General features: G+C 39.7%; 18 protein-coding genes. 10 read left to right on the forward strand and 8 right to left on the reverse strand.

Translation table 11 applies throughout. The features are described from left to right. The first annotated feature begins 139 nt into the window (after positions 1 to 139). The 7 genes from LQ188_RS15445 (at position 140) to LQ188_RS15475 (ending at position 8015) form a co-directional block, all read left to right on the forward strand. Positions 140 to 1342, forward strand: a complete 1203-nt coding sequence (locus LQ188_RS15445; RefSeq protein WP_230177442.1) for a DNA repair exonuclease — start codon at positions 140 to 142, stop codon at positions 1340 to 1342. Positions 1343 to 1363: 21 nt separating this feature from the next. Then, positions 1364 to 4384 carry an AAA family ATPase gene (locus LQ188_RS15450; RefSeq protein WP_230177337.1) on the forward strand — a complete coding sequence of 1007 codons (3021 nt, stop codon included), beginning with the start codon at positions 1364 to 1366 and terminating at the stop codon, positions 4382 to 4384. Positions 4385 to 4425: 41 nt separating this feature from the next. Next, on the forward strand, positions 4426 to 4833 hold the full coding sequence (locus tag LQ188_RS15455; RefSeq protein WP_230177338.1) for a hypothetical protein: 408 nt from the start codon (positions 4426 to 4428) through the stop codon (positions 4831 to 4833). Positions 4834 to 5110: 277 nt separating this feature from the next. Beyond that, on the forward strand, positions 5111 to 5935 hold the full coding sequence (locus LQ188_RS15460) for an ABC transporter ATP-binding protein (RefSeq protein ID WP_230177339.1): 825 nt from the start codon (positions 5111 to 5113) through the stop codon (positions 5933 to 5935). After that, on the forward strand, positions 5928 to 6626 hold the full coding sequence (locus LQ188_RS15465; protein ID WP_230177340.1) for a (2Fe-2S)-binding protein: 699 nt from the start codon (positions 5928 to 5930) through the stop codon (positions 6624 to 6626). The genes LQ188_RS15460 and LQ188_RS15465 overlap by 8 nt, the downstream gene beginning before the upstream one ends. 168 nt (positions 6627 to 6794) lie before the next feature. Then, positions 6795 to 7733, forward strand: a complete 939-nt coding sequence (yhaM, locus tag LQ188_RS15470) for a 3'-5' exoribonuclease YhaM (protein WP_101224185.1) — start codon at positions 6795 to 6797, stop codon at positions 7731 to 7733. Positions 7734 to 7826: 93 nt separating this feature from the next. Then, entirely contained in the window at positions 7827 to 8015 is a 189-nt protein-coding gene (locus tag LQ188_RS15475; RefSeq protein ID WP_048677962.1) for a sporulation YhaL family protein, read from the forward strand. 55 nt (positions 8016 to 8070) lie between these two features. On the opposite strand, the gene LQ188_RS15480 is transcribed toward LQ188_RS15475, so the two are convergent. Further along, the gene (locus tag LQ188_RS15480) at positions 8071 to 8937 is read right to left on the reverse strand and encodes a peptidylprolyl isomerase (protein WP_101224184.1); all 867 of its coding nucleotides are present in this window, start codon (positions 8935 to 8937) and stop codon (positions 8071 to 8073) included. A gap of 200 nt (positions 8938 to 9137) precedes the next feature. On the opposite strand from LQ188_RS15480, the gene LQ188_RS15485 reads away from it, so the two are divergent. Next, positions 9138 to 9221 (forward strand): YjcZ family sporulation protein, encoded by an 84-nt coding sequence (locus LQ188_RS15485; protein ID WP_083450669.1) that lies wholly within the window; start codon positions 9138 to 9140, stop codon positions 9219 to 9221. A gap of 185 nt (positions 9222 to 9406) precedes the next feature. After that, positions 9407 to 9490 carry a YjcZ family sporulation protein gene (locus LQ188_RS15490; RefSeq protein WP_061462016.1) on the forward strand — a complete coding sequence of 28 codons (84 nt, stop codon included), beginning with the start codon at positions 9407 to 9409 and terminating at the stop codon, positions 9488 to 9490. A 111-nt stretch (positions 9491 to 9601) separates the two neighbouring features. On the opposite strand, the gene LQ188_RS15495 is transcribed toward LQ188_RS15490, so the two are convergent. Continuing rightward, entirely contained in the window at positions 9602 to 9784 is a 183-nt protein-coding gene (locus LQ188_RS15495; RefSeq protein WP_034314696.1) for a hypothetical protein, read from the reverse strand. Between the two features lie 108 nt (positions 9785 to 9892). Beyond that, positions 9893 to 10432 carry a DUF3267 domain-containing protein gene (locus tag LQ188_RS27010; RefSeq protein ID WP_363320594.1) on the reverse strand — a complete coding sequence of 180 codons (540 nt, stop codon included), beginning with the start codon at positions 10430 to 10432 and terminating at the stop codon, positions 9893 to 9895. 242 nt (positions 10433 to 10674) lie between these two features. Between LQ188_RS27010 and LQ188_RS15500 the strand changes: the two genes are divergently transcribed. Continuing rightward, the gene (locus tag LQ188_RS15500) at positions 10675 to 11001 is read left to right on the forward strand and encodes a DUF1878 family protein (RefSeq protein ID WP_101224182.1); all 327 of its coding nucleotides are present in this window, start codon (positions 10675 to 10677) and stop codon (positions 10999 to 11001) included. Between the two features lie 2 nt (positions 11002 to 11003). Here the strand turns inward: LQ188_RS15500 and LQ188_RS15505 are convergent, their stop codons facing one another. The 5 genes from LQ188_RS15505 to LQ188_RS15525 form a co-directional block, all read right to left on the reverse strand. Further along, entirely contained in the window at positions 11004 to 11582 is a 579-nt protein-coding gene (locus LQ188_RS15505; protein ID WP_034314691.1) for an HTH-type transcriptional regulator Hpr, read from the reverse strand. Between the two features lie 190 nt (positions 11583 to 11772). Further along, positions 11773 to 12135, reverse strand: coding sequence for a YtxH domain-containing protein (locus LQ188_RS15510; protein ID WP_101224181.1), 363 nt, complete (start codon positions 12133 to 12135; stop codon positions 11773 to 11775). Between the two features lie 586 nt (positions 12136 to 12721). Beyond that, the gene (locus tag LQ188_RS15515) at positions 12722 to 13240 is read right to left on the reverse strand and encodes a tryptophan transporter (RefSeq protein WP_076367276.1); all 519 of its coding nucleotides are present in this window, start codon (positions 13238 to 13240) and stop codon (positions 12722 to 12724) included. A gap of 126 nt (positions 13241 to 13366) precedes the next feature. Next, entirely contained in the window at positions 13367 to 14470 is a 1104-nt protein-coding gene (serC, locus tag LQ188_RS15520) for a 3-phosphoserine/phosphohydroxythreonine transaminase (RefSeq protein WP_101224179.1), read from the reverse strand. 261 nt (positions 14471 to 14731) lie between these two features. Then, a complete protein-coding gene (locus LQ188_RS15525; protein WP_053534082.1) occupies positions 14732 to 15154 on the reverse strand; it encodes an HIT family protein in 423 nt (140 codons plus the stop codon). Between the last annotated feature and the right edge of the window lie 65 nt (positions 15155 to 15219).

The raw sequence follows: 15219 nt of genomic DNA on the forward strand, positions 1-15219 counted from the left end.
ATTCGGTCTTTTTCCTGTTGAATTTGCCCATACTGCATGATGACATATTAAAATAATAATGTATGGGAAAGTATGTTCTATTCATGTTAAAATTAAATGTGAAACGTTGATAGAAATCGAGGTGACACTATTGAGCGGTGTGAGGTTCATTCATGCGGCGGATCTCCATCTGGATAGTCCCTTTTCAGGGTTGAAGGATATGCCGTCATCTATATTAAAGGAATTAAGGGAAGCTCCTTTTAAAGCTTTTCAAACCATCATTAATGAAGCAATTTCCCTTCAGGTTGACTTTATCGTGTTATCGGGGGATTTATTTGATGGGGAGAATCGGAGTCTCCGGACACAGGTCCGCTTTCGGACTGAAATGGAAAAACTCCAGCAGCATCAGATCCCTGCCTATATCATTCATGGTAACCATGATCATCTCAGCGGCTCATGGATTACTGTGGAGCTGCCGGATAATGTCCACATATTTTCAGGGCAAACCGAAGTGAAACGGTTTGAAAAAATCGATGGGACGACTGTCCACCTTTATGGGTTCAGTTATCCGCGCCGTCACGTAAGGGAAAGAATGATCGAAACCTACATAAAAGCTGAAGGGGCCGATTATCATATAGGGCTGCTTCATGGGAATTTGGAAGGCAATTCCGAACATAGCCCATACGCCCCTTTTTCATTGAAGGAACTAGCTGCCAAAGATTTCGATTACTGGGCATTAGGCCATATTCATAAGCATCAGGTAGTTTCAGAAGATCCGCTAGTGATATACCCAGGAAATATTCAAGGCAGGAACAGAAAGGAGTCTGGCGTTAAAGGGTGCCTGCTCGTCGAATTCGACGGGGACATGAAGCGTCATTCCTTTATTGAAACTTCTGAAGTGATATGGGAAAGCGAAACAATTGAAATAACCGCGGATGGTGGATTTGATGCCCTGTTCAAGCAATGCAGGGAAGTAATTGAACGGAAGGGCTTCGATGGGAGAAGCTTTCTTTTGGAATTGAAGCTGGATGCAGGTGACGCAGCAGGGGCTTCCGGGGAATATCTTGAAGAATTGACCCGGATCTTGCAGGAAGAGGACCAGGGGGAATCGTTTGTCTGGGTGTATAAAATCAAAATCATCCAATCGATACCGATGATTAAGTCAAATGAAACATTATTGCCATTTATGGCTGAGGTATCAATGCTTGCATCTGAATTTGATGATACGGATGCTGCTCTGGCCCCGCTTTATATTCATCCGGGTGCAAGAAGGTTTCTTGATACAATAGAGCCAAAGGAGCAAAGGGAACTTGTGGATGAAGCGGAAAGATGGCTATTGCAAGTTTTTGATGCGAATAAATGAGTGTAGGGAGGAGGAACGGATTTGATTATTAAAGACCTCCATGTTTATGGTTACGGCAAACTGGAAAATCAGCGTTTTCCTGAATTGGGACAGCTGCAGATTTTCTTTGGGGAAAATGAATCGGGCAAGTCAACCATCATGTCCTTCATTCATAGTATGCTGTTTGGTTTTCCGACAAAGGTTCAAAACGAACCGCGTTACGAGCCCAAAATGCATGCCAAATATGGGGGAAGGCTCAGTCTCATAACAAAAAAAGATGGGGAAATCGTTATTGAACGTGTGAAGGGAAAAGCTACTGGCGATGTAAAATTGACCTTCGAGGATGGAAGGGTCGGCGGCGAGGAAGAATTGAATGAGATTCTCCATGGAGTTGATAAAAACTATTACCAAGCCATTTTTTCTTTCGACCTTCAAGGGCTGCAGGGATTACATACACTAAGTGAAGGGACCATGAGTAAATATCTGCTTTCAGCTGGGCTGATCGGGAATGATAAACTTCTTGAAGCCGAAACGAAATTGCAAAAAGAGCTCGATTCGAGGTTCAAGCCATCAGGCCAAAAACCTTTACTGAATGTGAGATTGAAAGAACTTAAGGAATTGCAGAAAAAGGTGAAAGCATCAGAAGAAGAACAGCAGTCGTATACGGCATTACTTCAGGAGGAAGCAAAACTTAAGGAGGAGCTCTACAAAGTCACGGAAGATATTCAAGAGATAGAAGAAAACCTTGTTAACGTGAGTACTTTTTTGCGAATTAAACCATTGGTTGAAGAACAGGGGGAACTTGAGGCCGAAATAAGTAAAATTCCGGATGTGAGTTTTCCTGTTGATGGCTTAAAAAGACTTGAACAGCTACAGGCAGTTGGAATGCCCATGAAAGCCCAACTTGCGGCATTGACTGAGAAAAAGGACAAACTTGAGGGGAAACTCACGGAAATCGAAATCAATCCGTTCATCAAGGAGCATAAAGAGCAAATTGAACATGCAATCGATCAAGGAACATTGCTGGAGAAGCTCGAGCTGGATATGAGAAAAGCGGAACACGAAAGGCTGTTGGAAGAAAAGAATATCGAAAAGGTGAAGCAGGAATTATTCTTGGATGTTTCTGATGATGAAATAAGAAAACTGGATATCAGTACATTCATGAAGGAAAAGGTGAAAAGGGCTGAGAGGGAAAAGCATCAACTCCAAAATGATCAAAAGCAGCTTGATGAGAAATATGAACTGCAAAAGGGAAGTTTGGAAACGACAGAAGCCCGCTTGAAGGAGATAAAGGCCCAGTTAATGCCAGATGAAAAAAGAATCGAGCTGGAGTCCATATACAACAAGCAGAATAACATCGAATTTGAAGCAGCACAATCGCTTATACTTGATGAACAAATACTTGAACTTGAAAAGCAATTGGCATTACAGAGGAAGAAGGAAGCGGATAATCGCAAACGTTCACATATCATGAATGGCAGTTTAATAGCACTTCTTTGTTTAGGTGCTATTGGAAGTTATTTCAGTGAACAGATTTTGTTGGGGATGATACTACTAGCCGTGGCTGTTCTGTTTGCGGTTTCCAGGTATCTTTTTAAAGGTGTTGATGTATTGTCCGGGTATATCAGGCAATTGGATGAGATGAAAAGGAAAAGGGCAGCAATTGGGAGTGAGACCAATAGGGGGAGTGAAGGAGAGTCGATGGGTCGGCTGCTTGAAATGGACCAACGTCTCCAAAGGCGTTTTGAAAGTGAAAGTTTCAAATATGAAGAAAGGGAGGAAGCGTTTGAATCGACCATTCAGGAGTATGCCGATTGGGAAGCTAGAAGGGACCAGTTGGATAAAGAATTGAGGAGCATCTTAAGCGGTTGGGGTCTGTCTTATTCCGGAATGGAAATCAATCTTGAATCTGTATTTGAACTTCTTGAGAAATGGAAGGAAGCCGTTGATAGGAAATATGAATCAATCAAGAGGCATAATTTTCTGCAGGCAGAATTTGAGGGTAAATCAAAGGCTTTATTTCATTTTGCACACAGCCTTGATTTTGAACCATCCACATGGCGGGAAGCGATTGGCCTATTGAAGCGGGAATTGTATAAAGCGGTTGAATTCTCGGTTCAACTAACGCAATGGATGCAGGAACGAAGTCGTTTGACGAACGAAATCGAGCAGCTGACGTTGGAAAATGGCTATCTTGATGCAGAAATGGAAATGCTTTTTAAGTTAGCGAAGGCCAATGACGAGGAAGAATTCAGGCATGACGCTGCATTGTCCGAAAAGAAAATCACTTTACAAAAACAGCTTGATTTGATTGCCATTCAAATTGGGCAATCCAGAATGCTGCCTGATCAAATCCGAACTTACTTAAAACAGGAGATCAATACTTATACATTTGAAAATTTGGAACGGAAGCGGAAGGATTCTGTAAAGGTGAAATCCCACTTATTAGAGAAGCAGGCGGATGCGAGGCATAAGATAAAACAGCTTGAAGTTTCAGGGATTTATGATGATTTACTTCATCGTTTTCATGAAGAAAAAGCTGCTTTTAACGAAGAGGCGAAGGAATGGGCGAAATTGGCAATAGCCAAAAGCTTATTGAATAAAACATTGGACCGATATAAAAGGGAACGCCTACCTAAGGTCATCGCTGATGCCGAGCGGCACTTTTCCTTTTTAACGAATGGGAGCTATCGTAAGATCATACTTGATCAGTCGGGTGAAGGAATTTGGGTACAGCGCAATGATGGTTTGAGTTTCAGGGTTGAAGAGGTCAGTCGCGGGACAGCAGAGCAAATTTATGTTTCCCTAAGGCTTGCACTTGCTGACCATACTTTTGAAAATGATTCATTCCCTCTCATCATTGATGATAGTTTCGTCAATTTTGATGCGGAAAGGACAAAACGGATGCTCGAGTTATTGAAAAAAATTTCGGAAAAGCGGCAAATTTTATTTTTTACTTGTCACCGATATATAATGGAGCACTTTAGCGAAAATCAAGTGATCCGTCTATCCAGCCCCGTATTGCGCCAGGATATGAATGATTTGATCATCCCTGAAATATAATGGGTTTTAAACTATAGATAAAGAGAGTGAAGTCATTGAATATGAATGAGTTTGTAAGCCACCATGATTCTTCTTTGAAGTTAATCATCGAAAAGGAGTTTCCTGGTAAACGGTGTGTTGGGGGAAAATATTCCGCCAAAGGACATAGCATCACTTTATATGAGAGAGATATCGAAATTCAGTGTGAGCGCTCCCTAGGCTCGCTTGCAAGGCTTGAGGAATATACATGGGTGATCCTTACACATGAGATGGGCCACGCATCAGACCCTGATCTCGCTGTGCTTAGTGAGGAGCTACACAGTACAGGAAAATCAGAAATCCTTTATCAAATAGAGGTCAATGCATGGAATATTGCAGAAGGATTAATTCCTTTTATCGATCAGGATTTATTTACCTTCATTAGGGATGAATCCTTGGCACATTGTACAAAACGCCTGCTGGTAGGTTAAAAAGCTCTCCATATGGAGGGCTTTTTTTTTCCCTAAATGGAGAAAAGGCTAGTCCAGCGGAGAAGCACGCACTGATGAATCGGGAAGCTGCATGCATGGTATGGGAAAATGGCATTAATGTTTCCAAAGGAAGCTTCATATCTTTAAAAGAGCATTCACTTTAATGAATCAAACAGGAATGGGACATGGAGTTTTTGGTTTATATTCTTTTTTAAGATTGACAGTGAGAATCATTTTCATTAAACTGGTATTATTAGACTAAAAGGGGAGTATTTTAATGCGACCAGCTATTAACACACAGTCTTTATCGCTCGGTTATGGTGATAAATTAATTATAAATGATATGAATATAGAAATACCCAAAGGGGAAATCACCGTATTCATCGGTGCTAATGGATGTGGAAAATCAACACTTCTAAGGTCTGTTGCCCGATTGTTAAAACCTCAATCCGGATCAGTTTTGCTCGAAGGCAAAGCGATTTCGACCATGTCATCGAAGGATGTAGCAAGAAAGATGGCGATTCTTCCACAATCCCCGGTTGCCCCTGAAGGGCTTACAGTATATCAGCTTGTTAAACAAGGAAGATATCCTTATCAAAGTTGGTTGAAACAGTGGAGTTCCGTGGATGAAGAAAAAGTTCAAAAGGCGATCGAAGCAACGAACCTGACCGATTTAAAGGATCAGGCAGTCGATGAATTATCGGGAGGCCAGAAGCAACGGGCATGGATAGCCATGACGCTGGCTCAGAATACGGACATCATATTATTGGATGAGCCGACTACATATCTTGATATGACCCATCAAATCGAGATTTTGGACTTATTGTTCGACTTGAATGAGTTTGAGAACAGAACGATCGTGATGGTGCTTCATGATTTGAATTTAGCTTGCCGTTATGCGGATAATCTGGTGGCACTTAAAGATGGGGCGATACACGCTCAAGGCCGGCCAGAGGATATCATCACCCCTGAATTGGTACAGCATGTATTCAGCATGGACTGCCAAATATCCTTTGATCCAATTTTCGGCAGTCCCATGTGCGTCCCGTTTGGTAAAGGCCGCTACGCCCAAAGTCAGATAAAAGCGCTGGCCAATGCATAAACTCACACCATCCATGGAAAAAGAGCTGCAAGGATATCGCATATCCTTCCGAGATGAGGCCAAAGTTTCCAAGACCTTCAATCATGCTGATGAACTTATTCAGTATGCACAAGCCCGGACTGGGGCGGAAACGTCAGGGGTAGCCATTTCAATGTGGTTCAGACGCTATGCTTTTTTTGTCACGGCACAATTTTACATGTTAAGCAAACATCGGCTTATCTGGGAAGGCAGACTTCTGGATATTGGTGTTTTGGATGATCAGGAAGATGAACATTGGCTCCCGAACTTTTTACTGAAAACTAACAGTTGGAGCAATGTCTCGGAAAAGGAAAGCCCTTCTGCCCTCCATTCCATATTGAGCAGCTTTGGTGCTGATGCCATTCGCTTCTTTTCCGGAACTGCTAAAATATCAAAACTAGTACTCTGGGAAAATATTTGGAGCTATACGGTATGGATGTATAGTGAGTTATTGAAGCAGACTGATATAAAGACGCGAGTTGAAAAGGACATTGAAAAACTGCTTGAAGATGAAGTATGGCTGAATATTGAACCGCGTTCCCCCTTTAAACGATTCATTGGGGAAAAAAGTGTTCCGGAGTCCATGAATCCTTATAAACGGGTGACATGTTGTTTATATTACCGAATTGACGGCCAGGACAAGTGCGCGTATTGTCCGAACAAAAACTGTTGAAATAGATTTGATTGGAGAGCCAGGCTTGGGGTCAAGCCTGGTTTTTTTGTGGAGTGATAAGAGAGAAGGTCAGCCTGTCCATTGTCCATCACTTATTATCGAAAACTAAACGCATTAACGAGATTGGTATGTTATAATGTTGATATTTAATTGAACGGAGGCAGTCGCATGGGAAATGGGATCATACACTACGGAATTGGTGAAGTAGTAGATATATATATGTACATTAAAACGAGCACAAAAGCGGTGGCAAGTAATGGAAAGCCGTTTTTAACATTGATTTTGTGCGATAAAACCGGGGAGATCGAGGCAAAGCTATGGGATGTTTCCGAGGTTGATGAGAAAACATACAGTGCGGAAGCTACGGTGAAAGTTCAAGGGGAAGTCCAGAATTATCGAGGACGCAGCCAATTGAAAATCCGTAACATTAGAATTACTTCAGATACTGATGGGGTCACGAAAGCCGATTTAATTCAAACGGCGCCTTTAAGTCAGGAAGAAATGATGGAAACCATCACTCAATTCATTTTTGAAATGAGGAATCCGAATATCCAAAGGGTGACTAGGCACCTCATTAAAAAATATCAGAATGAATTCCTGACGTTTCCTGCTGCTACCAAGAACCATCATGAGTATATGTCGGGACTGGCCTATCACGTTGTATCGATGCTAGGGCTGGCTAAGGCCATTTCAACCCTATATCCTTCGCTCAATAAGGATCTTTTGTATGCAGGAGTCATTCTGCATGACCTTGGAAAGGTACATGAGCTATCTGGACCTGTTTCGACTGTTTATACAGTGGAAGGGAACTTGTTGGGGCACATCACCATCATGGTGAATGAAGTCGGTAAAGCTGCAGAGGAATTGGGCATTGAAGCGGAAGAAATCATGATTCTTAAGCACCTGATACTAAGCCACCATGGTAAAGCTGAGTGGGGCAGTCCCAAGCCGCCAATGGTTAGGGAAGCGGAAGTGCTGCATTATATTGATAATATGGATGCCAAGATAAATATGATGGACCGGGCCTTGGAAAAAGTGAAACCGGGTGAATTTACTGAAAGAGTTTTCGCACTCGATAATCGTTCATTCTATAAACCAACATTTTAATGAAATATGCTTCTTTCTCGATGGAGAAAGAAGCATATTTTATTTGTTCGCGCATATTCTCTAGTAAATGAATAGTAGATTTTTTGGGAGGGAATGGACATGCCAATTTGGATCTGGTTCGTGTTTATTGGGATAATCGTCAGTGCAGTCATGTCAATTTGGACAGCTAGGCAGGAACGCCTCATAGATGATGCTTGGATTGAGAAGGAAGGTCAGAAGTACATTGAACGCATGGAAGAAGAGCGCGAGAGGCGTAAAAAGGATATAAATCAGGGAGCATAGCTCGAACCATGAAAAAAAAGCGACAGGCAAAGTCCTGTCGCTTTTTACTATTCAATTATTTTTCAGCATTGGCTGCGTCACCGGAAGTGATTGCATCTTTTAGATCTTCGTCTTTAATCTTCACGTCCGCTTTTTTGACTTCTGAATTCAAAATGTCCTGAACTTTAGTTTGGTCAATTTGAGCGACTTTCAAATCATATTCAAGATCTTTTTTCATATCTTCGTATGATTCTTTTTCTTTTGTATCAAGAAGTTGGATGATGTGGTAGCCATAATCGGATTTAATCGGCTTGCTGATTTCATCTTTCTTCATTTTGTAAGCTTGCTCTTCAAATGCAGGAACCATTTCACCTTGTCCGAACCAGCCTAGCTCTCCGCCTTTTTCAGCTGTGCCTGTGTCTGTTGAATATTCTTTTGCAAGTTTAGCGAAGTCTTCGCCTTTGTCCAATTTAGCTTTAACTTCGTTGGCTGTTTTTTGGTCTTCCACTAGAATATGTCTCGCTTTGATTTGTGGTTTATAGTCTTCATAAGCTTTTTTCACATCGGCTTCTTTAACTTTTATATCGGCAACGGCTGCTTTTTCTTGAAGCATGCCGATTTTAAGTGCACGTTTAAGATCATCTTCGCTCTTATATCCGGAAGAGGCAAGGGCCGTTTCGAAGTTTTCACCCATTTGCTCTTTAAGTTCGTCCGTTTTAGCTTTAACTTCTTTATCCGTTACTGTATATTTTTCAGAAAGAACTTTTTCATAAACAAGTTCTTGAAGAACGGTTTCACCATAACGGTCTTTCATTACATTGTAAAATTCTTCTTTAGTTATATCCCCCGCTTTAGTTTCAACGACTGCTTCCTTGTCGCTGTTGCATGCTGTAAGTCCGATCAGCCCTGCAGTAACAGCAATCGATAATGCCCACTTCTTCATAAAAACAACTCCTAGTTATAAGTTTCTTGTTTGCTATTTTTTCGTATTTCCACAAAATTAACTATAACATATTCTGGTTACTTTACAAAAAATAATATATTGGTGCATGAATAAGAATTTTTTGAAAAATGGGTGTTCGCCTACCCAGATATTAATCCATTACATATGATAAATCGAGGACAACAAAAGGGGGTAGCATAATGGGTAATGGATTTAACGGGGGCTTCGCTTTGTTAGTGGTGTTATTCATTTTATTAATAATTGTAGGAGCAGCCTTTTGCTAATCGGCTGCAAAATTAATAATGGAAAGAGCCCACTCCTTTTGCCATGGAGTTGAATAGGATAGGGTAGCCGCTCAACAAAAAAGATTGAAGTGATTCTCAAGCTAGGAAAGGAATGGATTCCTTTTGGCGGATATAAGAGTGTGCATGAAGATACTATTACTTAAGAATGGAAAGGAGGAAGATCAATGTCTGGAGGAATAGGTGGAGGCTTTGCTCTAATTGTCGTTCTTTTCATCCTGTTAATCATCATTGGAGCTTCTTGGTTATAAGCCCATAAACAAAAGGCGAAGCTGTTGCTTCGCCCTTTTTCTTTATGTGGATAATGCTCCGGGTATCACCAATGTATGTAACAAATGATGGTCATCATTTGTTGCTCATCTCTACGTATACAAAATTTCAATATAGGAGGATAATAACATAATAGTAATTAATACATTAATGGTCCTGAATACTTTAGGCTGCCGGTCTTCAGCAATTTCCTTTTGAATGCATAAAGAGTTTGTCATTCTATTAATATTATAAAGGATCAAAATAGCAAAAATAATAAACCAGAACGAGATCAAAACCTAAAATCCCTCCTTGCAAAACATCATGTATAAATACGATACCAAATTATAATGAAAAAAGATACCTAAAAATCTTATCAGGTATCTTTATGGATAAATAAGAAATCACTTTTGAATAAGTATATCGTATCCTTCGAGATGTTCCTCGATAAAAGAATGCCTTGGGGAACCAACCAGATTTTTTATATAAATAAAATCCGATACGCATAATCCGGTGTGCAGAGATAATAAAATAGTGAAATAATGGATGTAATGCGGAAAGCTAAGGGCACAACCAATCAATATGGCCGACATAATGAAGAAAGGCAACACAAGGGTCAAGAGATAAAGATGCTTTCGAATCGGATCATGCACATTGACTCTGCATGTAAGCACAACGTTCCACTTCAAGGACCAAGAAGTTTTTACTTTTTTACATAATAATCGTAACGGTAAATAGTGTAATAGTTTGTGAACAGGATATAATAAGAGCAATAGGCTAAAAAATACCATTGTTTGATCGCCATACAAAATAACATGGGTTGAAAAGACACTAAATAATGTATAGATCAGAACAAAAGACATCAATATAGTAAAAACTGAAAAAAAGAGCAGACGGCAATTCCCATATTGTTTTGCCACGTCAATTGTTTTCCACGAATTCATTTCGAAATCAGCCCTCCAAAGCTGTTGAATTTACTTACATACATTACGATGAATGGGTGGAAAAAGCAATGAAATTCTTGGATTAAATTTAAGATAAAATCACTTTAGTGTGTAAGCATGGCTAAGGGCAATTCATGCCAGGTTCTGAACCAGGGATAAGAAGGATTACTGAGTGTGAAAAATCAAAAATTGGTTATAAGCTTTTATGTTAAATTGAATGATCGATTGGGGATTAGTGATGTATGAAAAATATAAATGAAGAAATAGAAATACTCCGTTTTCATCAACGGCTTTTGTTGAACCTTATACGCAATCCGGAGGCCAAGTTGGACTATCTATTTGTGGAAAAAAATTTCACGAAGAAGGAAGCGGAAGAATTATTGGAAACATGTGATATCTTGAGCAAACGCTATGAAATAGAAAAAGCGGAAGGGTATATGAACTTTCGACCGCTTTTTAATCAATTTGAAAGAAAGGTTAATCCAAAAATAACCACAAAGGAATGCATTGATGCATGCCTCGCACAGGGGTTATATGTATCATTCATGAAGGAAATGGATAGAGTATGAGATTAAACTGGCTCAGTTTCTTTCTCTATCTTTTTTTTTGTGATTTTACCCTCCACGTCAGTAAACTCCTGATCGATGTTATCGAAGGATCGTTCAAAGATTTGCATGAAGTCTTCACCGTATATATTTCGGATGATGGCCATCATTTCAATCATATCCGGAAACTTGCCATAAAGCTCACGCAGTGGGAGTGCACCCGAGAAAGCAGAGTTCTTACTTGGGTCATATGTCTCCATTAAGTCAAGTAGGATTTTTTCACCTTCCGCTGTGATCTCTATATAGGTATTCCTTTTGTCATTTTCTTTTTTTGAAAATGTTAAGTACCCGCGTTCCTCTAATTTTTTTGAAAAATTAAATGCCGTAGAAACATGCATGACCCCAAATTTTGCAACATCTGAAATGGAAGAGCCATTAAGATGGTAGGCAATCCAAAGGATATGGTGCTCATTGATATTTAAATCATAGGGCTTGATCCATTGCTGCCAATCTTTTTCAATTGATTTCCATAATGCTTTGCTTAATTGTGCAATTCGTTGACTAAAAATCATTGCTTCTTTCATAGAATAATTTTTATTCTGCATATTATGGGCTCACCTACTTATAAGATTCTATATATTTATTATGACAATAAAATAAAAATTAATAAAGATAAATATTTGCAAAATTTTTAGAAAATTTTAGTTTTTTTAATGAATTCTCCATTCTTCTCCAATAAACCATGTAATTTATTGGGAAAAATGGAGAATCAAGCTTGTGTGTCGATGCCAGCTATTAATTTTTAGAAGTAGGTGCTGCCGCTTCCAATTCTTTCAATGAATTTTCAATTTCCTGAACGTTCTTCAATAATTCATTCTTATTGGGCTCGATTTCCCGCTTCCAGCTCTCGATGACCACCTGAACATCCGAAATGAACGTTTTTACCGTTTCTTTGCTGATTTGTGAAGCTTCCATCGTGTCATCTTTAATATTTAGCATTTTTACCTTTAACTCATCAATTGTATTCTTAATTTCGTCGGTATTCGTTTTGATGCGGGTCCGTAGGTCTTTACCTGAACTCGGTGTTGAAAGTAAGGTTGCCGCACCAGCTACTACTGTTCCGGTCAAAAAGCCAATTAGTAATGATTTTGCTTTCATTAGGATCACCTCATTTTATAATATGTTTTCGCTTTCCATGGTCTGAATCCCTGCTGCATCAATTGGAAATTATGATAAATAGGGAGAGAAATACTATTGATATCAAAATACCATAATTTTCATCCTTATGGAAGAGAATCGACCATTTTATCTTTATATCACAAAAATATTTTTTTAAACTTAGAGAGTAAATATATAATATTTAAAAATAACTTGAAGCTTTATTAATAATGCTACATATAAAGGGAAGAGCAGCATATAGATAATAAAAACAAGCTGTCGGAACATGGATGGCACTGGTGGGTTAATAATGAAAATCATTTTTTTATTAGGCCTGATATGCCTGTGCGGAATGGGGTATTTTCTAAGGCAAGCAAAAACTCCTGGCATCTATCCGCCCAAGAGGGTGCTCCAGGCTAGAGCCTTCGCAATGGGTCTCCCTGGGGCTTTACTGCTTTTCATTTGGTTTATGTGGATATTGATTCATTGATCATTGGAGGATGATTGTGACTAGAATTCCAGATTCATAAGATTGGAAAAAAAGCACCGGACATTCCGGTGCTTTTTAAGGTATGATGATCCCGCTTTATGCATTAATGGGTATATTTGATTTTCTAACAATGCCGTTCACAATTGGATAAATGATGACCATCGCAACTGTATTTAACAGTACGGCAGGAAGTACAACAGCGCCGAAAAGTGCAACGAAAGGCCCTGGAAGGGAAACGATATAATATGCCGAACCAAGGAAGACAGCGCCGGAAATCATTGTTCCTACGGCAGTCAAGATACTAACGGTGACAACGGATGTTGAAAACTTCTTAAGACTGATGAATAAAAGGTAAAACAGAAAGGCTGTTGCCAATTTGTCTATGATATTTGGAATCTGTCCTCCAGGAAATGTAGTTGTCATGGCAGAGATGGCTCCAGCAGCCAGGGCGACAATGAATACATTCTTCTTCGCGGGAAACAGGGTAATCGCCAAAAACATCATCAACAGCATCATATCCGGTTTCATTCCAAGGAAGAATCCAGGTACGATAAAATGCAGGGCAGCCCCAATCCCGATTAATAGGGACAGTGACACAAGGGTTTTCGTTTTCATTTACTCATCTCTCCTATTCTCATCTCAACTAACATTTTTTCTTCAACAATGCACTATTGCCTGTTGCAAGAAGTTTAAAATAGTATATCATAAGACCTATTTTTTTAGAAGTCATATTTGTTTGATTTATAGGGTTTGAGCTTCCTTCGCTTTATACGACTCCTGGAACTTCTTCATGAAATCAGCAAGGTCCTGGCAATGGGAAAGAGGGACCGCATTATAGATGGAAGCTCTGCAGCCGCCGATGGAACGGTGACCATTCAGTCCTACGAATCCTGCTTGCTTCACTTCTTTAAGGAATTGTGCTTCAGCTTCTTCTGACGGAAGCGTGAACGTTACATTCATCAATGAACGGCTGTCCGGTAGGGCATGGCCTTTATAAAAACCATCACTGCCGTCAATGGCATCGTAAATGACTTTTGCTTTTTCTTCATTGATCTCAGCAATCTTTTCCACGCCGCCCTGTTCTTTTGCCCAATCCAACACAAGGGACAATAAGTAAATGGCCAATGTCGGAGGAGTGTTGTATAAAGATTTATTTTTTGAATGGATGGAATAGTTCATCATGGACGGGATTTTGTCATTATCCGTTATTAAGTCTTTACGGATGATTACGACAGTGATTCCAGACGGACCTAGATTCTTTTGTGCACCTGCATAGATGATGCCGAATTTACTAATATCAATCTTTTTGCTGAGAATATCACTTGACATATCGGCTACTAAAGGAATGTTGCCTGTTTCCGGGAAATCTTTCCACTGTGTTCCGTAAATCGTATTATTGCTTGTGATATGAAGATATGCAGCATCATCATTCAATTTGATATCTTCGACTTTAGGGATGAACGTATATTTTTCATCTTTGGATGAAGCGACTACGGCCGTTTCACCAACCTTTTTGGCTTCTTTTAATGCTTTTTCCGACCAAGAACCAGTGAGGACATAATCTGCCCTTTTTCCATCATTCAAAATGTTCATGGGAATCATGGAGAATTGCAGACTTGCTCCTCCTTGCAGCAGGAGAACTTCATAATTCTCAGGAATTTCCATAAGGTCTTTTAATGATTGGATGGCATGGTTATGAATTTTTTCGAATTCCGAACTTCTATGGCTTAATTCCATGACGGACATACCGGAATCCTCAATATTCAACCATTCGTTTTGGGCTCTTTGTAAAACTTCTAAGGGAAGGGCGGCTGGCCCAGCGTTAAAATTGCGTGCACGTTTCAATTTTTTTCCTCCTATGCGACTATGTGATAAAGTATTTGAGACTATTCATATATCCTACCAGAAAACTAAATTCAATAGGAGGAAAATTTAGAATTTTAAGTGACAATCCATTTTAATGATAGGCCAAAGTAAAAAAGGTCCTGCACTTTAAAGTGAGGACCAAATTAGGATCATTGTTTTTTCATGCAACAAGCGTGCTTATGTTCGATTCTTTTAAAAAGATATTAAGAAAGGAGAAAGAAACCTTCATGTGCCAGCAGTTCATTTTAAATGCTGTGCAATGGAGTCAGCGATTTGTTTCAGGTCATCTGGTGTATAGTCGCTGGTATTCGTTTTCCAAACTGCCCCAAAGCCGTCACCTTCCCCATGCCGTGGAATTAAATGCATGTGAAAATGGAAAACGGACTGTCCTGCAGCTTCTCCGTTATTGTTTAAAAGGTTCAGGCCTACAGGTTGGAATTCCTGTTTCATGGCGCGGGCAATTTCCGGTACCACTTCAAAAAGATTCTTGGCAATCTCAGGTGTCAACTCATAAAGATTTTCCTTATGTACTTTAGGTATTACCAGTGTATGGCCTTTTGTTACTTGACTGATATCGAGAAAGGCCAATACATGTTCATTTTCGAAAACTTTACTGCTTGGAATTTCCCCGTCGATTATTTTGCAAAATATGCAATCACTCATTAAAAACGCTCCTTTAAAAGTTAATGTATTTGGTTAATCGTACCATAGCTTGAATCCTTGAGAAA

It is taken from the genome of Peribacillus sp. Bi134 (assembly GCF_918698065.1).
In the GTDB taxonomy this organism is placed as follows: Bacteria; Bacillota; Bacilli; order Bacillales; family DSM-1321; genus Peribacillus.

Coding starts and splice junctions, on each gene's coding strand:
- LQ188_RS15500 (WP_101224182.1), top strand. CDS start 10,675: ATGAAAAATATAAATGAAGAAATAGAAATACTCCGTTTTCATCAACGG.
- LQ188_RS15515 (WP_076367276.1), bottom strand. CDS start 13,240: ATGAAAACGAAAACCCTTGTGTCACTGTCCCTATTAATCGGGATTGGG.
- LQ188_RS15455 (WP_230177338.1), top strand. CDS start 4,426: ATGAATGAGTTTGTAAGCCACCATGATTCTTCTTTGAAGTTAATCATC.
- LQ188_RS15505 (WP_034314691.1), bottom strand. CDS start 11,582: ATGCAGAATAAAAATTATTCTATGAAAGAAGCAATGATTTTTAGTCAA.
- LQ188_RS15490 (WP_061462016.1), top strand. CDS start 9,407: ATGTCTGGAGGAATAGGTGGAGGCTTTGCTCTAATTGTCGTTCTTTTC.
- yhaM (WP_101224185.1), top strand. CDS start 6,795: ATGGGAAATGGGATCATACACTACGGAATTGGTGAAGTAGTAGATATA.
- LQ188_RS15465 (WP_230177340.1), top strand. CDS start 5,928: ATGCATAAACTCACACCATCCATGGAAAAAGAGCTGCAAGGATATCGC.
- LQ188_RS15460 (WP_230177339.1), top strand. CDS start 5,111: ATGCGACCAGCTATTAACACACAGTCTTTATCGCTCGGTTATGGTGAT.
- LQ188_RS15485 (WP_083450669.1), top strand. CDS start 9,138: ATGGGTAATGGATTTAACGGGGGCTTCGCTTTGTTAGTGGTGTTATTC.
- LQ188_RS15475 (WP_048677962.1), top strand. CDS start 7,827: ATGGACATGCCAATTTGGATCTGGTTCGTGTTTATTGGGATAATCGTC.
- LQ188_RS15510 (WP_101224181.1), bottom strand. CDS start 12,135: ATGAAAGCAAAATCATTACTAATTGGCTTTTTGACCGGAACAGTAGTA.
- LQ188_RS27010 (WP_363320594.1), bottom strand. CDS start 10,432: ATGAATTCGTGGAAAACAATTGACGTGGCAAAACAATATGGGAATTGC.
- LQ188_RS15480 (WP_101224184.1), bottom strand. CDS start 8,937: ATGAAGAAGTGGGCATTATCGATTGCTGTTACTGCAGGGCTGATCGGA.
- LQ188_RS15525 (WP_053534082.1), bottom strand. CDS start 15,154: ATGAGTGATTGCATATTTTGCAAAATAATCGACGGGGAAATTCCAAGC.